Origin of the sequence: Lutibacter sp. A64 (assembly GCF_022429565.1) — a bacterium.
In the GTDB taxonomy this organism is placed as follows: domain Bacteria; phylum Bacteroidota; class Bacteroidia; order Flavobacteriales; family Flavobacteriaceae; genus Lutibacter.
In genome coordinates this window covers 1,280,410-1,298,765 of the sequence record NZ_CP092487.1, presented here as the reverse complement: position 1 = coordinate 1,298,765, position 18,356 = coordinate 1,280,410, and the positions used below count along the sequence as shown (strand labels likewise).

Below are 18,356 nucleotides of genomic sequence, written 5' to 3'. Positions count from 1 at the left end.
CTTAATTTTTTCCAGCCCTAAATAAAAAATCTTTTTCTTCTTGTGTTAAACTTTCGTAACCAGATTTACTGATTTTATCTAAAATAAGATCAATTTTTCGTTGTTTAGGTATTGATACATCATTTTTAGAATAACGGCCTTTAGATTTATAAACTGTTTTTAAAGGCGAATTTTTTTTAGGTTTTATAAAATTAGTAAAATAATTTATAATATTTTCAAACCATTTACCTATATCGTTCCCTTTTTGTAATTGATTGGCATAAATAAATCCAAACAAAGCACCGCTTAAATGCGCAATTGCTCCACCATTGTCTGGATTTGTTAATTGCAGTATACTCATAGAAACCCATATTGCCGCAAGTACCCATAACTCTACACTACCAATAAAGCGTAGTTGTATAGCATATCTTGGAATTTTTGTAGCAATAGCAACAAAAATAGTACTAACAGCTGCAGAAGCACCTCCTAAAGGAGCCCCGTTTTTTACTGTAAAATAATTATAAGTTAAAAAAGCAATACCACCTATAATAGCTCCTAAAAAGTAGAAATTTAAAAATTGTTTTTTTGTGAAAAAATCTAAAAATAAATTTCCAATATAATAGAGTATAAGCAGGTTAGAAAGTATATGTAGTAACCTTTCGTGTATAAATGCATACGAAATTAAAGTCCATGGTTTGTATAAAAAACTTTCAAAATTTGTAGGCAAAGCAAACCATTGTATGATAAAATTACTCTTAAAAGCAACTGAGAGCACTGTAATTAAGAATAAAAATACATTTATATAAATTATTTTTTCTACAATATTAGCTTTATTAAAGGCTTCTTTTATGTCGTTAATTATATTCAAGTTAATCCCAGCGTTTAAATTGGTTTTGTTTCCAATACCAAGCAATTAAAAATCCGATTAAAGCACCACCAACGTGTGCAAAATGTGCTACATTTCCAATAGAATATTTAGTCATTCCAAAAAATAAATCTCCTAAAATAATTGCAGGAATAAAGTATTTAGCAGCAATAGGTACAGGAAAAAATATCAATGCTAATTTAGCATTTGGAAAACTCATTCCAAAAGCAACCAAAATTCCGTAAACTGCACCAGATGCACCAACTGCAGGAGTGTGGTAGGTTGCATAAAATTCACTCAATTTAGATTCTGAAAGCGTTTCTAAAATACGGTTATCATAACTACCAGTATTTAAAATATTTTGAATATCTGAACTTGATAATCCCATATTTATTAGTTGATCATAAACTCCGTTAAATTGGTAATAATTAACTAAAGTATAAATAATACCAGCACCTAAACCTGCAGAAAGATAGAAAAATATAAATTTATTTCGTCCCCACATTTGTTCTAAAGGCGTACCAAAAGCCCATAAACCGTACATATTAAAAAGTATATGAGAGAATCCTCCGTGCATAAACATATGTGTTGCAAATTGCCAAAACCCAAATTTTTCATTTTCAGGAAAATAGAGCGCAAACATACTTTGCAAGTCAAATCCTTGAATAAGTTGTGGTGCAATAAATAAAATTACATTTATAATTATAATGTGCTTAACAGCTTCAGTAATTCTTCCCATAATTTACATTTTTTAACAAGTGTTAGTTGTTAAATTTTTTATCTATTTCATCAATATTAATAGTTACAAAAGTTGTTTTTCCAAAGGGAGATAAATCGGGTTGTTTACAAGAAAACAGCTTATTTACCAATTCTTCTTGTTCTTTTAAATCTAATTTACTTCCTGTTTTAATGGCTAAACTTTTAGCTAAACTTTTAGACATAATGTCTAATTGACTAAAACTTGTATCTGGAATGTCATTTTTTATAGCTTCTAATAATTCTTCTAAAATTGTTGTTATTTGACTTTCAACTATAGTTACAGGCATTCCTTTTACTATAATTGTATCATCTAAAATGCTATCAAATAAAAAGCCAATGTTTTCTAAATCTTCTTTAATATTTTTAATTAACTCAATATCTGAGGTGTTAAAAGAAATTTCTAGAGGAAATAACAATTGTTGGCTCATTGCTTCTTTAACGGTAATATTCTCTAAAAATTCTTCATATAATATACGTTGGTGTGCTAAATTCTGATTTATATATACAATTCCAGATTTAATACTACTTACAATATATTTATTATGAATTTGGTATGTTTTATTTGTTGTTTTTTCTTCTGTAAATAATGAAGTATTTATTGGTTTCGATTCAACTTCAATATTGTTTACATCAATATCGGCATATAAACTTTCCCATTGTGCTGGTTTTTCACGTTTAAAAGGAAATTTAATAGCTTTTTGCTCTTCAGATTTAAAAGGATTAAAATTTGGATCTACTTGTACTTTTGGTGTACTTGTTTTTTTATCTTTAAAATTATAAGGTGTATCAAACGAAGGACTTCTTTCAAAATCTAATACAGGTGCAACGTTGTATTGTCCTAAGCTATGTTTAATTGTAGAACGTAAAATAGCATATAAGGTTTTTTCATCATCAAACTTAATTTCAGTTTTTGTTGGATGAATATTAATATCAATACTTTTTGTTGGTACTGTTAAAAATAAAAAATATGTTGGAAAATGACCTGAAGAAAGTAAATTTTCAAAAGCACTAGTAACAGCGTGGTTTAAATATGCATTTTTAATAAAACGGTTATTTACAAAAAAGAATTGTTCGCCTCTTTTTTTCTTTGCAAATTCTGGTTTTGTAACAAATCCGTTAATTTCTACCACATCAGTAGTTTCATTAATTGGAACTAATTTTTCATTTGTTTTTTTGCCTAAAATTGCAACAATACGCTGACGTAAATTGCTAGAGATTAGGTTATATAGTTCACTATCATTATGATAAAATGAAAAAGAAATAGTTGGGTGTGCTAATGCAACACGTTGAAACTCGTTTACAATATGACGTGTTTCAATAGTATTTGATTTTAAAAAATTTCTACGTGCTGGAATGTTGTAAAATAAATTTTTAACAGCAATAGAAGTACCTGTGGTTGTAGCAATAGACTCTTGAGAAACTAAAGTGCTTCCTTCAATTTTTATTGAAGTTCCTAAATCGGCATTTTCTTCTTTTGTTTTTAATTCTACATGTGCAATGGCAGCGATAGAAGCTAAGGCTTCACCTCTAAAACCTTTGGTATGTAAATTAAATAAGTCTTCAGCTTTTTTAATTTTAGAAGTTGCGTGGCGTTCAAAACTTAGTCTGGCATCTGTTTGGCTCATTCCTTTACCATTGTCTATTACCTGAATAAGTATTTTACCAGCATCTTTTATTATTAATTTAATATCTGTAGCTCCAGCATCAATAGCATTTTCTAGTAGCTCTTTTACTACAGAAGCAGGTCGCTGAACAACTTCTCCAGCAGCAATTTGATTTGCAACATGGTCAGGAAGTAACTGAATTATATCCGACATTAAAATAATTTATGTAATTCAAAAATATAGGCTACAATTCCAACTAAAATAGCAATTATTATTGCTAACCTTAAATTAGTACTTTTATCTGTAGCGCTTCTTTTATTTTTAACCCAATCGTTTTTAAGGTTGTTTTTAGATAAAGTTATTTTTGGACTATCTTCATCTTGCTTTTTATTTTTATGATATTTATCCTCTAATTTTTCCAAACGTTCTTTACGCTCGTCATAATAACGAGGCTTATAATCAAAAACATAATGGGCACGAGGCTTAAATAATTTACCAAACATAAAAAAATGGGTTATACAGTAATTTCCAAAATTACTGAATTATATAGTTGTGGTCAAGTTTTTTAAAAAAAGAGGTTGTTAAAACTCTCTTAAAGCAGCCATTTTTATAGCAGCAATGGCACTTTCTACACCTTTATTTCCGTGTATTCCACCAGAACGATCGATAGATTGTTGCTTGTTATTGTCTGTTAACACGCAAAAAATAACTGGAATATTATATTTAACATTTAAATCTTTTATTCCTTGAGTAACGCCATCACAAACAAAATCGAAATGTTTTGTTTCGCCTTGTATTACATTTCCAATAGCAATAATAGCATCTACATTTTGAGATTCAATCATTTTTTTGCAACCAAAAACTAGTTCAAAACTACCAGGAACATTCCATTTTACAATGTTTTCTTTAGTTGCGCCATTTTCAATTAATGCTTCTACAGCACCTAAATATAGGTTTTCTGTGATGTCTGAATTCCATTCAGAAACAACAATCCCAAATCGAAACTTGTTCGCATTTGGGATTGTTGCTTTATCGTAATAAGATAAATCTGTTGTTGCCATTACAGCTTAGTTTTTAGATGCAAATGTTGCTTTATTAATATAAATATCAATATTTCTAGCTTCAGTTGAAGTAGGATACTCTTTTTTAATTGTATTGAAAAGATCTAAAGCTTTACTATAGTTTTCTAATTCCATAGCAGTATTTGCTGCCTTAAATAAATATAATGGAGTAGAGAAGTTGTTTTCTCTTAATTTTGCAGCTTTTAAATAATAATCTAACGCATCTTCTGGTTGATTAATATCTGCAAAAGCATCTCCAATAGCACCTTTAGCAGTAGGTCCTAATAATTCATCATCTGAAGAGAAATCTTCTAAATAATCTATTGCTTCTTTGTAGTTTTTTAATTTTAAGTGAGATATACCAGCGTAGTAGTTTGCAAGATTTCCTGCTTTAGTACCACTAAATTCACTAGCAATATCAACAAATCCATATTTTCCATCAGCACCTTCTAAACCTAAAACTAATAAAGAATCTACAGCAACAGAATTTGTTAATGCATCTTCAAAATACGCTTTTGGATAAGCTAATTCATCAGCAGCTAATTTTTCTTTAGGAGCTTTTACAAATTTTTGAAAAGCTAAAAAACCTAAAATTCCAACTACAATTAACCCTAATACAATAAATATTGTTTTTTGGTTTTTTATAATAAATTGTTCTGATTTAGATGCAGTTTCATCTAAGGTGTTGAACACTTCTGCAGTTGTAGAATTATTCTCTATAGCACTTTGAGTCTTTTTTGCTTTACTCGCTTTCTTTTTATATGTTGCCATTTGTTATAAAATTTGTAGGCGCAAAAATAGAATTTTTAATTGGAAAGTAAAAATGCAATTGTGTCTAAATTTTCATTTATTTTGAATAATTTTAAACTTTATAAAAAATTAGATGCATTTACAGAAAATTACATTAGTTAATTTTAAGAATTTTGAGTCGCAAAGTTTTGATTTTGAGGATAAAATAAATTGTTTTGTCGGTAATAATGGTGTAGGAAAAACCAATGTACTAGATGCAATTTATTATCTATCTTTTGCTAAAAGTTACTTTAATCCGGTTGCAATTCAGAATATAAGACACGGTCAGGAGTTTTTTATGATCCAAGGAGAGTACTTTTTGGAAGAAAAAATAGCGACTGTTGTGTGTAGTTTAAAACGTGGTAATAAAAAAGTTTTAAAGAAAAATGGAAAAGTATATGAGAAATTTTCGGACCATATTGGGCATTTACCTTTGGTGATTATTTCTCCAGCAGATAGAGATTTAATTATTGAAGGGAGTGATACGCGTAGAAAATTTATAGATAATGTTATTTCACAATCAGATAAAGAGTATCTTCAAATAATTTTAAAATACAATAAAGTATTAGCGCAACGCAATTCACTTTTAAAATATTTTGCAGCAAATAGAACTTTTGATGCGTTAAATTTAAAAGTATATGATGAACAATTAAAAATTTATGGTTCTGTAATTTTTGAAAAGAGAACTACTTTTTTAGATGCTTTTATACCAATTTTTAGAGAAAGATACCAATCAATTTCTAATAGTAAAGAAGTTGTAGATATGTTTTACAAATCACAACTAAAAGAAGGAAATATATTAGATTTATTAGAGAAGAATTTAGAAAGAGACCGTGTTTTGCAGTATACAAGCGTTGGAACACATAAAGATGATTTAATTTTTGAAATAAATGGATATCCAGTTAAAAAATTTGGTTCTCAAGGTCAACAGAAATCGTATTTAATTGCATTAAAATTAGCACAATTCGATTTTATGAAATCTAAATCAAATGTAAAGCCCATTCTTTTATTAGATGATATTTTTGATAAATTAGATGATTTACGTGTAGAGCAATTAATAAACTTAGTAAATAACGATCATTTTGGGCAATTATTTATAAGTGATACCCACGAAGAAAGAACAGAAGAAGTTGTAAAAAGAACTCAACAATCTTATAAAATATTTAAATTATAATGGCAAAAAGACAGAACGAATTTCATTCTATTCAAGATTTAATGAAAGATGTAATTAAAGAAAATAAGCTAACTAAAGGAATGCACCAATTATCTGTAAACGAAGCCTGGTCTAAAATAATGGGTACAGGTGTAGTTTCTTATACAAACTCTATAGAATTACAACGTAAAACATTAATAGTTAGTTTAAAATCTTCAGTTTTAAGAGAAGAATTAAGTTATGGAAAAGAAAAAATAGTTAAAATGATGAATGAGGAATTAGGAGAACCCTTAATTTCAAAAATACTATTGTGTTAAAAAAAGCGGTTGTTTAAAATTTTAAACAGCCGCTTTTTTTTATAATTTTATAAAAGAATTTTAGAACATTTGTCTTCCAGAAAAATGAAAATTACTTTCAATTTCAGCATTTTCATCACTATCAGATCCATGTATTGCATTACAACCTATTGATTCTGCATATATTTTTCTAATGGTGCCTTCGGCAGCTTCTTCCGGATTTGTAGCACCAATTAATACCCTAAAGTCTTCAACCGCATTTTCTTTTTCAAGTATTGCTGCTACTATTGGACCGCGAGTCATATATTCTACAAGCTCTCCAAAAAATGGACGCTCTTTGTGAATTGCATAAAACTGTTCAGCATGTGCTACACTTAATCGGGTCATTTTTAAAGCTACAATTTTAAAACCAGCAGCATTTATTTTTTCTAATATTGCTCCAATATATCCTTTTTCTACAGAATCAGGTTTTAACATTGTAAATGTTCTGTTTGTTGCCATTATAATTTTAGTTTAGTATTTTTAATTGTCGCAAATATAGTATTTTATAAACAAAGTTAAGTTATGGGTTGTACGTGTGGTTAATAGTACTATAAACTGTATTGTTTTCGCCTCTAATTTCCATTATAACTGTTTCTGTAAGTAAATCAAATTTAAGAATTCCAAAACTTTTTTTAGAAACTACATTGCCTATTCTATATTTATTGGGTTCACCTTTGTAGCTGGTGTAAGAATGTGTAAGTCCGCTAGACGTAAAATCGATTAAAGGATAATTTAGGCCTTCAATTTCTTTTTTTGAAAATTCAGAAATATGTCGGTCGCCAGAAAGTATAATGGTATTTTTGGCTTTAGATGTTTTAATTAGGTTTTCTAATTTAGTTACTTCGTGTGGCATATTTCCCCAACTTTCAAAACCGTGTTCAGATGATAGAAATTGAATACTGCTAACAATAATATTATAGGTTGCTGTTGAATTTTTAAGTTGATTTGTTAACCAATTCCATTGTTTGTTGCCTAACATTGAACCTTCTCCATAGTTGTTCGGTTGGTATCTTTTTTTGCTTATTGTATCTGTAGTTAGAGCTGTTCTAAAATAACGTGTATCTAATAAAATAATTTTTATGCTTTGTGTATTATTAATTTTATAATCTTTAGAATAGTAAATACCTTCTTGTTTTCTACGAGCATCGTTTTTTGGAACATCTAAAAAATTTAAAAATAATTGTTGAGCTTCCTTTTTTTTAGGATATTCTGTACCTCCATCATTTAAACCATAATCGTGATCATCCCAAGTAGCTAGAATTTCAACTTTTTTAGCAAAATTTGAATAGTTAGAATCATTTTTTTGTTTGCTATAGTTTTTTTCCATAAAAGCCATGTCCTCTGTATCTGTATAAATTATATCACCACCCCAAATCCAAATATCCGGTTTGTTTTTTTCTATTTCTTTCCATAAAGCATTTTCTAGAACTTGATTATTACATGAGCCAAATGCGATTGTAAAATTGTTGTCTATTTCTTTTTTTTGACAAGAAGTAACACTTAATATTAAAATTAAAAATGGGAAGACATATTTCATAAAATAAAATTTTGGGACTAATTTAAGGAAATATGAGGAGTATAATGAAAAAAAATAGGTTAATAAATTGTATATTTGCTGCTTATGGATGTAAGAGAGTTTAAGGAAGTAAAAGAGCTGCTTTCTAGCAAAAAAGATATTGTATTGGTACCACATAGAAATCCTGATGGAGATGCTATTGGAGCTTGTTTAGCAATGTACCATTATTTACAAAAGAAAGGACATCACGTAACTGTTGTTGCACCAAATGATTATCCAGATTTTTTAAAATGGATGCCACAGTCTAAAGATGTTTTAAAATTTGATATGCAAAATAGGCAGTCTAAAGCAGTAATAGATGAAGCTTCAATTATATTTTTATTAGATTTTAATGCGTTACACCGTGTTGGTTCAGATATGGAAAATACATTAAAAGAGTTTAAAGGTACTTTTATAATGGTAGACCACCATCAACAACCAGATACTATTGCAACTTATTTATTTTCTGATACATCTATTTGTTCAACATGTCAAATGGTATATCATTTTTTAGAAAATATTGATGAAGTTGATGCCATAGATAAAGTAATTGCAACGTCTTTATATACAGGAATAATGACAGATACTGGCTCGTTTAGATTTGCTTCAACCACTAGTACTACACATAGAATTATTGCTGATTTAATAGATAAAGGAGCAAATAATGCATTGATACATAATAATGTATACGATACTAATTCGTATAGTAGATTACAACTTTTAGGTCGTGCTTTAAGTAATTTAAAGGTTGAAACCGAGTTAAAAACAGCTTATATTACGTTAACACAACAAGAATTAGACGAATTTAATTACCAAAAAGGAGATACAGAAGGTGTCGTAAATTATGCCTTATCTTTAGATGGTGTTATTTTTGCTGTTATTTTTATTGAAGATGTAGAACAAAAAATTATTAAAATTTCCTTTAGATCTAAAGGAAGTTTTTCAGTAAATAAATTTGCTAGAAATCATTTTAATGGAGGAGGACATGACAATGCTGCTGGAGGTAGATCTGAAATATCTTTAGATGAAACTGTCTCTAAATTTTTAAATGTATTATCAGATTATAAAACCGAATTATTAAATTCTTATGAAGCCTAAATTTTTTAGTTTTATTATATTATTATCTATGTTTTCTTGTGTTAATCCTGAAGCAAGAAAACCTGTTTTAAGAAAAAGTTCTTCTGTAATGCAAGAGTCTATAGAATTTAATAAGGCATTAATTGCAGCTCAAGAAAATGCCTTTGAAAAGTTTATAAAACAAGATTCGGTAAGCACTTATTTTTTAAGCAACTTTGGTTTTAAATATAAAATTAATACAAAAGCTTCAACCAATTATTATCCAAAAAAGGGAGATGAAATAACCTATACTTATGAGGTTTATGATATAAATATGCAACCTATTTATACTAAAAACCAAATCGGTGTTCAAAAGTATATTGTAGATCAGCAAGAAATTGTAGATGGATTAAGAGAAGGTCTAAAATTAATGAATGCAGGAGATGATGTAACTTTTTTATTTCCATCTCATAAAGTTTTTGGATATTTGGGGGATCAAAAAAACATTGAGGTAAATCAACCTTTAATATATAAAGTTCAATTAATTAAAATAAATAAACAAAATGAAAGTAATTAAATTCTTATTTCTTGGTGCACTAGTAATTTCACTAGCTTCTTGTAATAATCAAGCAACCAAATTAAAATCATTAGATTCTGAAATTGATTCTGTAAGTTATGCTTTAGGATTAGATATGGGTCTTAAAATCAATGCTAATTTTGATGATATTAATCAAGATGCTTATGTTCAAGGAATGAAAAACGGAATAGACTCAACAAACATGTTGTTAGATACAAAAAATATTGGTACAGTAATTAATACCTATTTTCAAAAGTTACAACAACAAAAAATGAAAGAAGCACAAGAAGCAGCTGCAAAAAAAGCTGAAACTGATTTTGCTGAATCTAAAGCTGCTGGTGAAAAGTTCTTAGAAGAAAATAAAACAAAAGAAGGTGTTGTAACTACAGATAGTGGTTTACAATATATTGTAATGAAAGAAGGAAATGGAGAAAAACCAGTTTCAACTTCAAAAGTAAAAGTACACTACCATGGGACTTTAATAGATGGTACTGTATTTGACAGTTCTGTTGATAGAGGAGAACCTACTGAGTTTTTTGCAAATCAGGTAATTAAAGGGTGGACAGAAGGTTTACAATTAATGCCTGTTGGTTCAAAATATAAATTCTTTATTCCTCAAGAATTAGGTTATGGAGCTACACCACGTTCAGGTGGTGCAATTAAACCATTTGATGTATTAATTTTTGAAGTAGAATTATTAGAAATTGTTAAATAATAATAACAATATGATGAGAGTATTACAACTAGTTGTAATTGTTTTAGTTTTAACTTTATCAGCTTGTAAACCAACTAAATATACAGATTTAGATGATGGAATGTATGCTGATGTAGAAACTAATAAGGGAGCAATTTTATTAAAACTTGAATTTGAAAAAACACCAATTACGGTTGCAAATTTTGTTTCATTAGCCAATGGTACCAATAAGCAAGTTGTAGATTCTTTACAAGGAGTTAAATATTATAACGGATTAATATTTCATAGAGTACTAAATAATTTTATGATACAAACAGGAGATCCTCTTGGAAATGGTACTGGAGGCCCTGGTTATAAATTTAAAGATGAATTTCCAAAAGATAAAGATGGAAATTTGCTTTTAAAACATGATAAAGCAGGTGTTTTATCTATGGCAAATTGGGGACCGTCTAATACTAATGGTAGTCAATTTTTTATTACTCATAAAGATACTCCTTGGTTAGATGGGGTACATACAGTATTTGGAAATGTTATTTTAGGTCAATCTGTGGTAGATTCTATAGTTCAAAATGATACAATTAAAACCATTGAAATTATAAAAGTAGGAAAGGCTGCCAAAAAATTTAAAGCAGCTAAGATTTTTGATGAATTTTATATTAAATATCAAAAAGAATTAGAAGAAACGCAAGCTAAAATTGAAGCAGCAAGTGCTAGTGCTTTAAAAAGATTTAATGAAAACAAAGAAAAAGCAACTGAATTATCTTCGGGACTTAAAATTGTTATAACTGAAACTAAAAATGGTGAAAAACCTGTAAATGGAGCTTCTGTTGAAGTAGGGTATTCTGGTTATTTTACAGATGGTAAATTATTTGATACTAATTATAAAGAGGTAGCAAAAGCCTATGGTGTTTATGACGAAATAAGGGATTCTAAAAACGGATATAAACCATTTACTAGTATTTATGGTCCTGAAGCACGTTTAATTTCTGGTTTTAGAGAAGGGTTACAACAATTAAAAATTGGAGATAAAGCGCTACTTTTTATACCATCTCATTTAGGTTATGGTGCTCAAGGAGCTGGTAAAGTAATTCCGCCAAATACAGACTTGGTTTTTGAAGTAGAATTAGTTGGGTTAAGTACACCTGATAATAAATAATAAAATTTAGTAGTCAATGATAGAATCAATTATTGATAAAGATATTGAATTACTAATTTTCCTAAATAATTTAGGAACAACACAATGGGATGGCTTTTGGCTTATTGTAACAAATAAGTTTAGTGCCATCCCATTATATTTACTATTACTTTATTTTGCTTTTAAAAATTACGGGTTAAAAAAAACAGTTATTATCGTACTATTTATTGCGTTATTAATTGCAGCTTCAGACCAAACAAGTAATTTGTTTAAATACGGTTTTAAAAGATTAAGGCCTTGCCATGATGAATCTCTACAACATTTGGTAAGATTAGTAAAATCACGTTGCGGAGGTTTGTATTCTTATTTTTCTGCGCATGCTTCTAATTCATTTGCAGTTGCTACTTTTTTTAGTTTTTTATTAAAAGATAAAGTGAAATATCTTTCTTATATTTTAATAATATGGGCATTTTTTGTTGCGTACAGCAGAATCTATATTGGTGTTCATTTCCCACTAGATGTGCTTACAGGTGCTGTTATAGGAACAATTTATGCAATTGTATGTTTTAAATTATTCAAGCTTTTTGAACGTAAATTTATTGCTTAGTATAAATATTTTTATTTAACGGATTTAAAAATATTAAAAAGAAAATTGCTGCAAAAGCTAATTCGTATACTTCCCATTTTCTTTCAGAACCCATAAAAACTAATAACCCAGTAACAATTAAAAATGCAATGGTATGTTGCCATTGTACAATTGGTACAGCAAATAGATTTGCTAATTTTTTGATGCCTTCATATTTTCTATATAAAAACGGAGTAATTATTAAATATACTACTAATACTGCTGTTAATAATTGGCTAAAGATAATTTTATTTACTTTTTTTCCATCTACAACTAAATTGTGTAAGTTGGTTTCTGCTTGAGCATTATTTTCTAAAAAAAACTCTGAGGATTCGATGTTTAATATACGTTGACCCCAGGAAATTTCTTCTCCTGCTCCAAAAATAAATACACAAGCAATGGCTAAAATTCCAATCTTCCAAAGTGGTTTTTTATATTTCTGAAGTTTAAAAAAACGACTTATTAACAGTATGCTAGAACATAATAATAAAATTGCAGTAATAGATTCTACAATACCATCTTCTTTTGTGTAAACTTCATCAAAAAATTGAAGGTCAGTATTTGCATAATAAATTCCTAAAGCAAATACAAGAATTAAAAAAATATAAGCAATTTTGTCTGTTTTAGTAAGTGTCTTCATATTGAAATTGTTTTAAAGAAGTTTGTTTAAATACAAAATTCTAGTTGTCAAAAGTACTATTTTTTTGATACTAAATAAAATTGTCTGATTAAACGTTCTTTATTTTTTGAGCCTACATTTAGATTGTAAGTTTCTGTTAGTTCTAAGTTGTAATCATTAGAGAGTTGGTCGGTAATTTTTTCAACATCACTATTCATTACTAAAATTCCAAATTTACTTTCAGAAGGGACTTCTAATTGTTCATTTTTATAAATATCTTTTAAAATTCCATTATAATCCCAAAGTAATTCTGGAGTAATTTCACCAATTGAATAGGTTGTAATTTGTTGTTTGTTTTCAATTGTATGCAAGGTATTTATAGCATTAAAATCCTTATTTTTATTTAAAGTTTTTGAAATTGGTAGACCAAATAGAAAAATTGCAACCATAAATAAAACAGTTAAGTAGAATACATTTTTAATCTTTTTTCTAATTAAATTTTTTAAAAGTAATACACCAATTGTTAAACTAGCTAGGGCTGTTAAAACATAATTTATTAGGTAGTTGTTAAAGTCGTCTTTTAAAATTACATATAAGCCAATTGGTAAAATTAATGAGATAAGAGCAATAAGTCCAAAATTAAAATAAACTGGAATTGTTTCTTTTTTAGCTGTAAGTTTATAAAATTCTTGTATTAAATATTGAATATAAAAACCGGTATTTAATGCTAATGGAATTAGAACAGGCATTAAATAACGTGCTTTTTTTTCTGGAATAGCAGATAATAAAACCACAGCAATTATTGTCCACCAAAAAGTAAATTTATAGGCTTTTTTATAAGTTACACGTTTTATTAAGTAGGGGTAAAGTAAACCGATAAATGCAGGTATGGTCCACAAACCAGATTGTGAAAAAAAGCTCCAATAATAATAAAAAGGTTTTACGTTATAACTGCTCCAATTTCCTGTTTCTTTAGTAGCAATTTCTAAAAAAGCTTGGGTGTCTGCAATTCTAACGTAGAGAAACCACCAACTTCCAATAGCTAAAAATAAGATTACAGCTATAATAAACGGAACTAGTTTTTGTTTAAAGTTTTTATATTTAAATACAATTCCATAAGAAATTAAGAAAGGTAAAAACACAGCAAATAAAGATACAGGGCCTTTACTCATAATTGAAAGTCCAATAAATAGAGCAGCTATAAAAGCTCTTTTCCATTGCTTTTCTGAAGTTTCAAAAAATTGAAATAAATAATACAAACCTGCAAACATAAATCCGTGAGTAAAAATGTCCCACGGAGCTTCATTTATGATTCCAAATACATAAAAAGAAGTAACTAAAATTAAACTATTGTTTAAGCTATGTTTTTTTGAAAGTTCTAATTTTAATGAAAAATAATAACTAAAAAACCCTAAAAATAATACCATTAAAGCAGCTGGTAAACGTAATGCAAACAAACTTTGTGTTCCAAATGCTAAAGCAGAAATTGCAGTAAGCCAGGTTGGTAATGGTGGTTTTTGATATCTTGCTTCACCATTCATAGTTGTTAGTATCCAATTGTTATCTTGTATAATTTCACGAGCAGTAATAAAATTACGTGCTTCCATAATAGTAATATTTGGTACATCTAAATGTATTAATAACATAAGTACAATTAGAATTGATAATGTTGCAATCGGGTTATTTTCTATGGTTTTTATCATGTTATTTTAATTGAAAATATAACTGCTTTTTTATAATTAGATATTGTTGCTTTTAAGAATTTTAATTTTTTTTGAATCAATATTTTAATTTTTATGTAGTATAATTACTATAATGGTTCTTTTTAGTTTTAAATAGTTTTAATTAAAAGAGGTACGGACTATTTTTTAGACTTGTTAAGTAATTAATATTACAAATATAAAATTTCTATGTAACCTGTTTTCTTAAAATTAAAATATTCCTAAAATATATTATAGACCCCATTAAATGTCCTATTAATAAAACAGGATCTTTTCTTAAAATAGCATACGTTAAAATTAAGATAGAACCTATTAAACTCAATAACCAAAATCCGAATGGTAAAGATGATTTTTTGTTTTTTTCAGAATACAACCATTGGTATACAAAACGCAATGTAAAAATTACTTGTGCTATGCTTCCTAAAAGTAATAACCAAAGAGGGATAGCATCGTTTCTAAATAATTTATCTATATCGTAGGTATTGTTATTGTAGGAATAAATTACCAATAAAATAGGAAAAATTAGTAAAAACCATTGCAGTGGTTTTGGTGCTTTTTGCCATTCGCCTTGTAATTGTAAATTTCGAATATATATAAAATAGGTGAGTGCTTGACCTAACATTATAGCAAAATCGTCTCGTAAATAGCCATAAATAAATAGTAGAAATGAAGCGATTAAACTTAATTTCCAAAATAATGAAGGCGTTAATACTTTCTTGCTTTTTTCAGATAATATCCATTGTAAAATTAATCTGCCAGAAAATAATAATTGCGCAAAAAAACCAACGGTATAGATAATCCAGTCGCTCATTACCCTTTTTTAGTAATAGTGTAATTAATGTATTTTTTTTTCATCCATAAATAAGCAAAGCAATCTAGTAACGGGCCTAACAAGCGGTTCCATAAGCCGTATTTGGCTTCACCAGCTATACGTGGGAAATGTTGTACTGGAATTTGTTTTATAGATCCATTTTGTAATAAAATCATAGCTGGTAAAAAGCGATGCAATCCTTTAAACATTGGAATGTTTTTAGCAAATTCGGTTTTAATTACTTTTAACGGACAACCAGTATCGTCCATTCCATCGTGTGTAAAAGCGCGTCTAATGCCGTTTGCAATGGTTGAAGACATATTTTTTACAAACGTATCTTTTCTATTTGCTCTAACTCCAGTTACTAAATCGTAATTTTCAATTTCTTTTAATAAAAGATTAAAATCTTCAGGAGCAGTTTGTAAATCAGAATCTATATAACCAACTAATTCGGTATCAACATTTTTAAAACCAGCAGTAATTGCAGCACTTAAGCCACAATTTTTCTCAAAATTAATAAATTCAAAATTGGAGTTGTTAGCACAAATTTCTTCAATTAATTGTTGACTGTTATCTTTACTTCCGTCGTTTACAAAGAGTACTTTTGTTTTTTTTGTTGCAATTTTAATATAATTAGAAAGTTCTTGTTCTACACGTTTTAAATTAGCTTCTTCATTATAAACAGGAACAATTATGGTAAATTGGTAACTCATTTTTATTTTATTCTTTTATTAATTTAAGCTGAATAGTGAGCTCAATAAAATTTTGGTAAATTTAAAATTTTTATTTTGATAAAAATGCAACGCACTAAATAATGTTTCGTCTTTATTTATAGAAGTCAATTATTAAATGAGTAAAACTAATTATTTACACAACCAAATTATTGCAAACTGCAAGTTGAATAAAGCAAAAGCACAGATGCAGTTGTATGATTTATATTGTGATGCGATGTTTGTAATTGCTAATCGTTATGTTAAAAATAATATAGAAGCTGAAGATATTATGCAAGATGCTTTTATCAAGGTTTTTAAAGATATAAACAATTTTAAAGGTGAAGTTTCAATAGGTGCATGGATTAAAAAAATTGTAATTAATCAATGTATAGACTACTTAAAAAAGAAAAAAATTGAATTGGTTTCTATTGAAGAAAACAATATTTCAAATTTAGAGGATGATGATTGGGGTGTAGATACTGAAATCACAATAGATATTGTGGTTGTAATAATTAACAATTTACCCGAAAAATACAAAGTAGTTTTAAATTTATATTTAATTGAAGGGTTCGATCATAAAGAAATTTCAAAAATTTTAAATATTGCTGAAGCTACTTCTAGATCGCAGTTGATGCGAGGTAAGAATAAATTAAAAACATATACTTATGTCTAAAGATTTAAAAAAAATATTAAAAAAAGAACAAATTAGTTTAAATAAATTATCAAAGAATCTCTCCTGATTTTAAAAATATTGAAAATTATTATTTAGTAAGTATATATACAGAAATATCAAATTTAGAAGAAACAAAAGATAATAAAGAACTATTAGATGATTATTTAAAAAAAATAGGAGAGCTAACTTTAGATTATAAAGATTTAACAGAAACCTTAAAAAATCAAGGTTTAAATGATGTTACAATTAATGCATTAATTGATAATTTACAATTACGCTTGAAATTATTAATACGATTAAAAGAACAAATAAACGAATTGAAAAACTTAAATACAATTGAAAATGAAAACGTTCATATTTAATATTACAGCATTTTTTCTATTAACAACAGTTGTAAATGCACAAAATTTTAATAAAAAACTATCAGAGCTTTTTAAGGTCAATGGTGATGTTGAGATTGAATTAAGTGCTTCTTTTACAGATGTTGAAATTGAAATTTGGGATAGAGACGAAGTTTCTGTAGAGGCAGTTATGTATGTAACAGGAGTTGAAAAGAAAGAAGCTGATTTATTATTAAAACAGTGGAGATTTGAAGCATTAGCAAACAAAAGTAAGGTTCAAATAACTTCATCTTTTGATACAGATTTTATTAGATCAACAGCATCAACTTCTAATGATATTTATCCATTTTTAACATTTGATGATGAAGATATTTTAAAAAAAGACTTTGGTTTTGTTGAACAACATTTTTTGCAATTACCAACATTCGATTTTAATGAGTATAAAGCCGATTCAAATTATTTAAAAAATTACCAGGCAGTTTTAGCTAAAACTGTAGATGAATTTGGAAGTAAATCTATAAAACTAAAATACGATTCTATACAAAAAATATTAGAATCTAATAGGTTGCCGAAAAATTTAGGAAATAATAAATATACTGCCACTATTACTTATAGAATGCCATTACCTAAAGAAGAAGTTGATGAAACTAGAAAGGTTGAAAAAAAATTAAAAATTAAAGTTCCAAAAAATGCAAGTTTTAATTTAAATGTAAGCAAAGGAAATGTTGGTATTTCAAAATCTAACAATAAATTATTAATTAATATGGAATATGGTAGTTTTACTGGAGGGGTACTAACTGGTTTAGATAATAAATTAACATTTAAAGGTACTCATATTAATATTTCAGAGTTAAATTCAGGTTCAGTTTTCTTGAATAATGCTAGTAATGCAATTTTTGGAAAACTAAATACCGTTTTTATAGATTCAAATTATTCTTATGTTGGGGTAGATGTAGTTGGTAGAAATATAACTTTTAATCAACAATTTGGAGGTTTATATATTAGTTCACTTATTTCAGATTTTGAAAAATTAAAAATAAATTTAGAATATGCTATGGTTAAAATACCTTTAAAGGCCATAACTACAAATTTTTGGTTAGATACTAAAAAAAGTAAGATTAAAACAGATTTAAGTAATACCGATTTTTTACAAAATTCTTTTTTAGAAGTTCTAAATTCACATGAAACAAGTATTAAAGGAAACTTTAGTTCAAGTAAAAAAACAGAAAATATTATTTACTTATCTACTAATTTAAGTGAAATCACTTTTAATTAAAATTAGTTAGCT

The 18,356-nt window shown here is 27.5% G+C and carries 21 protein-coding genes; 9 read left to right on the top strand and 12 right to left on the bottom strand.

Annotated features, from left to right (window positions below; genetic code table 11):
- Position 1: 1 nt before the first annotated feature.
- The 6 genes from MKD41_RS05375 to MKD41_RS05350 form a co-directional block, all read right to left on the bottom strand.
- A complete protein-coding gene (locus tag MKD41_RS05375; RefSeq protein ID WP_240244415.1) occupies positions 2 to 847 on the bottom strand; it encodes a rhomboid family protein in 846 nt (281 codons plus the stop codon).
- A gap of 1 nt (position 848) precedes the next feature.
- Positions 849 to 1,583 carry a rhomboid family intramembrane serine protease gene (locus tag MKD41_RS05370; protein ID WP_240244414.1) on the bottom strand — a complete coding sequence of 245 codons (735 nt, stop codon included), beginning with the start codon at positions 1,581 to 1,583 and terminating at the stop codon, positions 849 to 851.
- Positions 1,584 to 1,605: 22 nt separating this feature from the next.
- Positions 1,606 to 3,420, bottom strand: a complete 1,815-nt coding sequence (gene mutL, locus MKD41_RS05365; protein WP_240244413.1) for a DNA mismatch repair endonuclease MutL — start codon at positions 3,418 to 3,420, stop codon at positions 1,606 to 1,608.
- The gene (locus MKD41_RS05360) at positions 3,420 to 3,710 is read right to left on the bottom strand and encodes a hypothetical protein (RefSeq protein WP_240244412.1); all 291 of its coding nucleotides are present in this window, start codon (positions 3,708 to 3,710) and stop codon (positions 3,420 to 3,422) included. Before MKD41_RS05360 ends, mutL begins: the two co-directional genes overlap by 1 nt.
- A 78-nt stretch (positions 3,711 to 3,788) precedes the next feature.
- The gene (gene ribH / locus MKD41_RS05355) at positions 3,789 to 4,268 is read right to left on the bottom strand and encodes a 6,7-dimethyl-8-ribityllumazine synthase (protein ID WP_240244411.1); all 480 of its coding nucleotides are present in this window, start codon (positions 4,266 to 4,268) and stop codon (positions 3,789 to 3,791) included.
- Positions 4,269 to 4,274: 6 nt separating this feature from the next.
- The gene (locus MKD41_RS05350; RefSeq protein WP_240244410.1) at positions 4,275 to 5,039 is read right to left on the bottom strand and encodes a tetratricopeptide repeat protein; all 765 of its coding nucleotides are present in this window, start codon (positions 5,037 to 5,039) and stop codon (positions 4,275 to 4,277) included.
- Positions 5,040 to 5,151: 112 nt separating this feature from the next.
- Between MKD41_RS05350 and recF the strand changes: the two genes are divergently transcribed.
- Together recF and MKD41_RS05340 are read left to right on the top strand one after the other, a co-directional pair.
- A complete protein-coding gene (gene recF, locus MKD41_RS05345) occupies positions 5,152 to 6,231 on the top strand; it encodes a DNA replication/repair protein RecF (RefSeq protein ID WP_240244409.1) in 1,080 nt (359 codons plus the stop codon).
- The gene (locus MKD41_RS05340) at positions 6,231 to 6,527 is read left to right on the top strand and encodes a DUF721 domain-containing protein (RefSeq protein WP_240244408.1); all 297 of its coding nucleotides are present in this window, start codon (positions 6,231 to 6,233) and stop codon (positions 6,525 to 6,527) included. Before recF ends, MKD41_RS05340 begins: the two co-directional genes overlap by 1 nt.
- Positions 6,528 to 6,587: 60 nt before the next feature.
- On the opposite strand, the gene MKD41_RS05335 is transcribed toward MKD41_RS05340, so the two are convergent.
- Both MKD41_RS05335 and MKD41_RS05330 read right to left on the bottom strand, forming a co-directional pair.
- The gene (locus MKD41_RS05335; RefSeq protein WP_240244407.1) at positions 6,588 to 7,007 is read right to left on the bottom strand and encodes a nucleoside-diphosphate kinase; all 420 of its coding nucleotides are present in this window, start codon (positions 7,005 to 7,007) and stop codon (positions 6,588 to 6,590) included.
- Between the two features lie 61 nt (positions 7,008 to 7,068).
- Positions 7,069 to 8,085, bottom strand: coding sequence for an alkaline phosphatase D family protein (locus MKD41_RS05330; RefSeq protein WP_240244406.1), 1,017 nt, complete (start codon positions 8,083 to 8,085; stop codon positions 7,069 to 7,071).
- Between the two features lie 84 nt (positions 8,086 to 8,169).
- Here MKD41_RS05330 and MKD41_RS05325 point away from each other — a divergent pair, with 84 nt between their 5' ends.
- From MKD41_RS05325 to MKD41_RS05305, 5 genes are read left to right on the top strand one after another with little or no spacing between them, the layout of a single operon-like run.
- Entirely contained in the window at positions 8,170 to 9,201 is a 1,032-nt protein-coding gene (locus MKD41_RS05325; RefSeq protein ID WP_240244405.1) for a DHH family phosphoesterase, read from the top strand.
- Positions 9,191 to 9,736 (top strand): gliding motility-associated peptidyl-prolyl isomerase GldI, encoded by a 546-nt coding sequence (gene gldI / locus MKD41_RS05320; RefSeq protein WP_240244404.1) that lies wholly within the window; start codon positions 9,191 to 9,193, stop codon positions 9,734 to 9,736. Before MKD41_RS05325 ends, gldI begins: the two co-directional genes overlap by 11 nt.
- Complete coding sequence (locus MKD41_RS05315; RefSeq protein WP_240244403.1) at positions 9,723 to 10,451, top strand: FKBP-type peptidyl-prolyl cis-trans isomerase; 729 nt, start codon at positions 9,723 to 9,725, stop codon at positions 10,449 to 10,451. The genes gldI and MKD41_RS05315 overlap by 14 nt, the downstream gene beginning before the upstream one ends.
- 10 nt (positions 10,452 to 10,461) lie before the next feature.
- Positions 10,462 to 11,586: a peptidylprolyl isomerase gene (locus MKD41_RS05310; protein WP_240244402.1), complete on the top strand. Its 1,125-nt coding sequence runs from the start codon at positions 10,462 to 10,464 to the stop codon at positions 11,584 to 11,586.
- Between the two features lie 16 nt (positions 11,587 to 11,602).
- On the top strand, positions 11,603 to 12,172 hold the full coding sequence (locus MKD41_RS05305; protein ID WP_240244401.1) for a phosphatase PAP2 family protein: 570 nt from the start codon (positions 11,603 to 11,605) through the stop codon (positions 12,170 to 12,172).
- On the opposite strand, the gene MKD41_RS05300 is transcribed toward MKD41_RS05305, so the two are convergent.
- From MKD41_RS05300 to MKD41_RS05285, 4 genes are all read right to left on the bottom strand, one after another.
- A complete protein-coding gene (locus tag MKD41_RS05300; protein WP_240244400.1) occupies positions 12,162 to 12,830 on the bottom strand; it encodes a hypothetical protein in 669 nt (222 codons plus the stop codon). The two genes, MKD41_RS05305 and MKD41_RS05300, sit on opposite strands and share 11 nt — an antisense overlap.
- Positions 12,831 to 12,886: 56 nt before the next feature.
- Complete coding sequence (locus tag MKD41_RS05295) at positions 12,887 to 14,512, bottom strand: ArnT family glycosyltransferase (RefSeq protein ID WP_240244399.1); 1,626 nt, start codon at positions 14,510 to 14,512, stop codon at positions 12,887 to 12,889.
- 205 nt (positions 14,513 to 14,717) lie between these two features.
- Positions 14,718 to 15,341, bottom strand: a complete 624-nt coding sequence (locus tag MKD41_RS05290; RefSeq protein ID WP_240244398.1) for a lipid-A-disaccharide synthase N-terminal domain-containing protein — start codon at positions 15,339 to 15,341, stop codon at positions 14,718 to 14,720.
- A complete protein-coding gene (locus MKD41_RS05285) occupies positions 15,341 to 16,054 on the bottom strand; it encodes a glycosyltransferase family 2 protein (RefSeq protein WP_240244397.1) in 714 nt (237 codons plus the stop codon). The genes MKD41_RS05290 and MKD41_RS05285 overlap by 1 nt, the downstream gene beginning before the upstream one ends.
- 136 nt (positions 16,055 to 16,190) lie before the next feature.
- Here MKD41_RS05285 and MKD41_RS05280 point away from each other — a divergent pair, with 136 nt between their 5' ends.
- The gene (locus tag MKD41_RS05280) at positions 16,191 to 16,727 is read left to right on the top strand and encodes an RNA polymerase sigma factor (RefSeq protein WP_240244396.1); all 537 of its coding nucleotides are present in this window, start codon (positions 16,191 to 16,193) and stop codon (positions 16,725 to 16,727) included.
- Between the two features lie 342 nt (positions 16,728 to 17,069).
- Positions 17,070 to 18,344: a hypothetical protein gene (locus MKD41_RS05275; RefSeq protein ID WP_240244395.1), complete on the top strand. Its 1,275-nt coding sequence runs from the start codon at positions 17,070 to 17,072 to the stop codon at positions 18,342 to 18,344.
- Positions 18,345 to 18,356: the final 12 nt, after the last annotated feature.

Coding starts and splice junctions, on each gene's coding strand:
- MKD41_RS05360 (WP_240244412.1), bottom strand. CDS start 3,710: ATGTTTGGTAAATTATTTAAGCCTCGTGCCCATTATGTTTTTGATTAT.
- mutL (WP_240244413.1), bottom strand. CDS start 3,420: ATGTCGGATATAATTCAGTTACTTCCTGACCATGTTGCAAATCAAATT.
- MKD41_RS05370 (WP_240244414.1), bottom strand. CDS start 1,583: ATGGGAAGAATTACTGAAGCTGTTAAGCACATTATAATTATAAATGTA.
- MKD41_RS05295 (WP_240244399.1), bottom strand. CDS start 14,512: ATGATAAAAACCATAGAAAATAACCCGATTGCAACATTATCAATTCTA.
- MKD41_RS05330 (WP_240244406.1), bottom strand. CDS start 8,085: ATGAAATATGTCTTCCCATTTTTAATTTTAATATTAAGTGTTACTTCT.
- MKD41_RS05275 (WP_240244395.1), top strand. CDS start 17,070: ATGAAAACGTTCATATTTAATATTACAGCATTTTTTCTATTAACAACA.
- MKD41_RS05340 (WP_240244408.1), top strand. CDS start 6,231: ATGGCAAAAAGACAGAACGAATTTCATTCTATTCAAGATTTAATGAAA.
- recF (WP_240244409.1), top strand. CDS start 5,152: ATGCATTTACAGAAAATTACATTAGTTAATTTTAAGAATTTTGAGTCG.
- MKD41_RS05290 (WP_240244398.1), bottom strand. CDS start 15,341: ATGAGCGACTGGATTATCTATACCGTTGGTTTTTTTGCGCAATTATTA.
- MKD41_RS05305 (WP_240244401.1), top strand. CDS start 11,603: ATGATAGAATCAATTATTGATAAAGATATTGAATTACTAATTTTCCTA.
- MKD41_RS05310 (WP_240244402.1), top strand. CDS start 10,462: ATGATGAGAGTATTACAACTAGTTGTAATTGTTTTAGTTTTAACTTTA.
- MKD41_RS05350 (WP_240244410.1), bottom strand. CDS start 5,039: ATGGCAACATATAAAAAGAAAGCGAGTAAAGCAAAAAAGACTCAAAGT.
- MKD41_RS05300 (WP_240244400.1), bottom strand. CDS start 12,830: ATGAAGACACTTACTAAAACAGACAAAATTGCTTATATTTTTTTAATT.
- MKD41_RS05285 (WP_240244397.1), bottom strand. CDS start 16,054: ATGAGTTACCAATTTACCATAATTGTTCCTGTTTATAATGAAGAAGCT.
- MKD41_RS05335 (WP_240244407.1), bottom strand. CDS start 7,007: ATGGCAACAAACAGAACATTTACAATGTTAAAACCTGATTCTGTAGAA.
- MKD41_RS05315 (WP_240244403.1), top strand. CDS start 9,723: ATGAAAGTAATTAAATTCTTATTTCTTGGTGCACTAGTAATTTCACTA.
- ribH (WP_240244411.1), bottom strand. CDS start 4,268: ATGGCAACAACAGATTTATCTTATTACGATAAAGCAACAATCCCAAAT.
- MKD41_RS05280 (WP_240244396.1), top strand. CDS start 16,191: ATGAGTAAAACTAATTATTTACACAACCAAATTATTGCAAACTGCAAG.
- MKD41_RS05325 (WP_240244405.1), top strand. CDS start 8,170: ATGGATGTAAGAGAGTTTAAGGAAGTAAAAGAGCTGCTTTCTAGCAAA.
- gldI (WP_240244404.1), top strand. CDS start 9,191: ATGAAGCCTAAATTTTTTAGTTTTATTATATTATTATCTATGTTTTCT.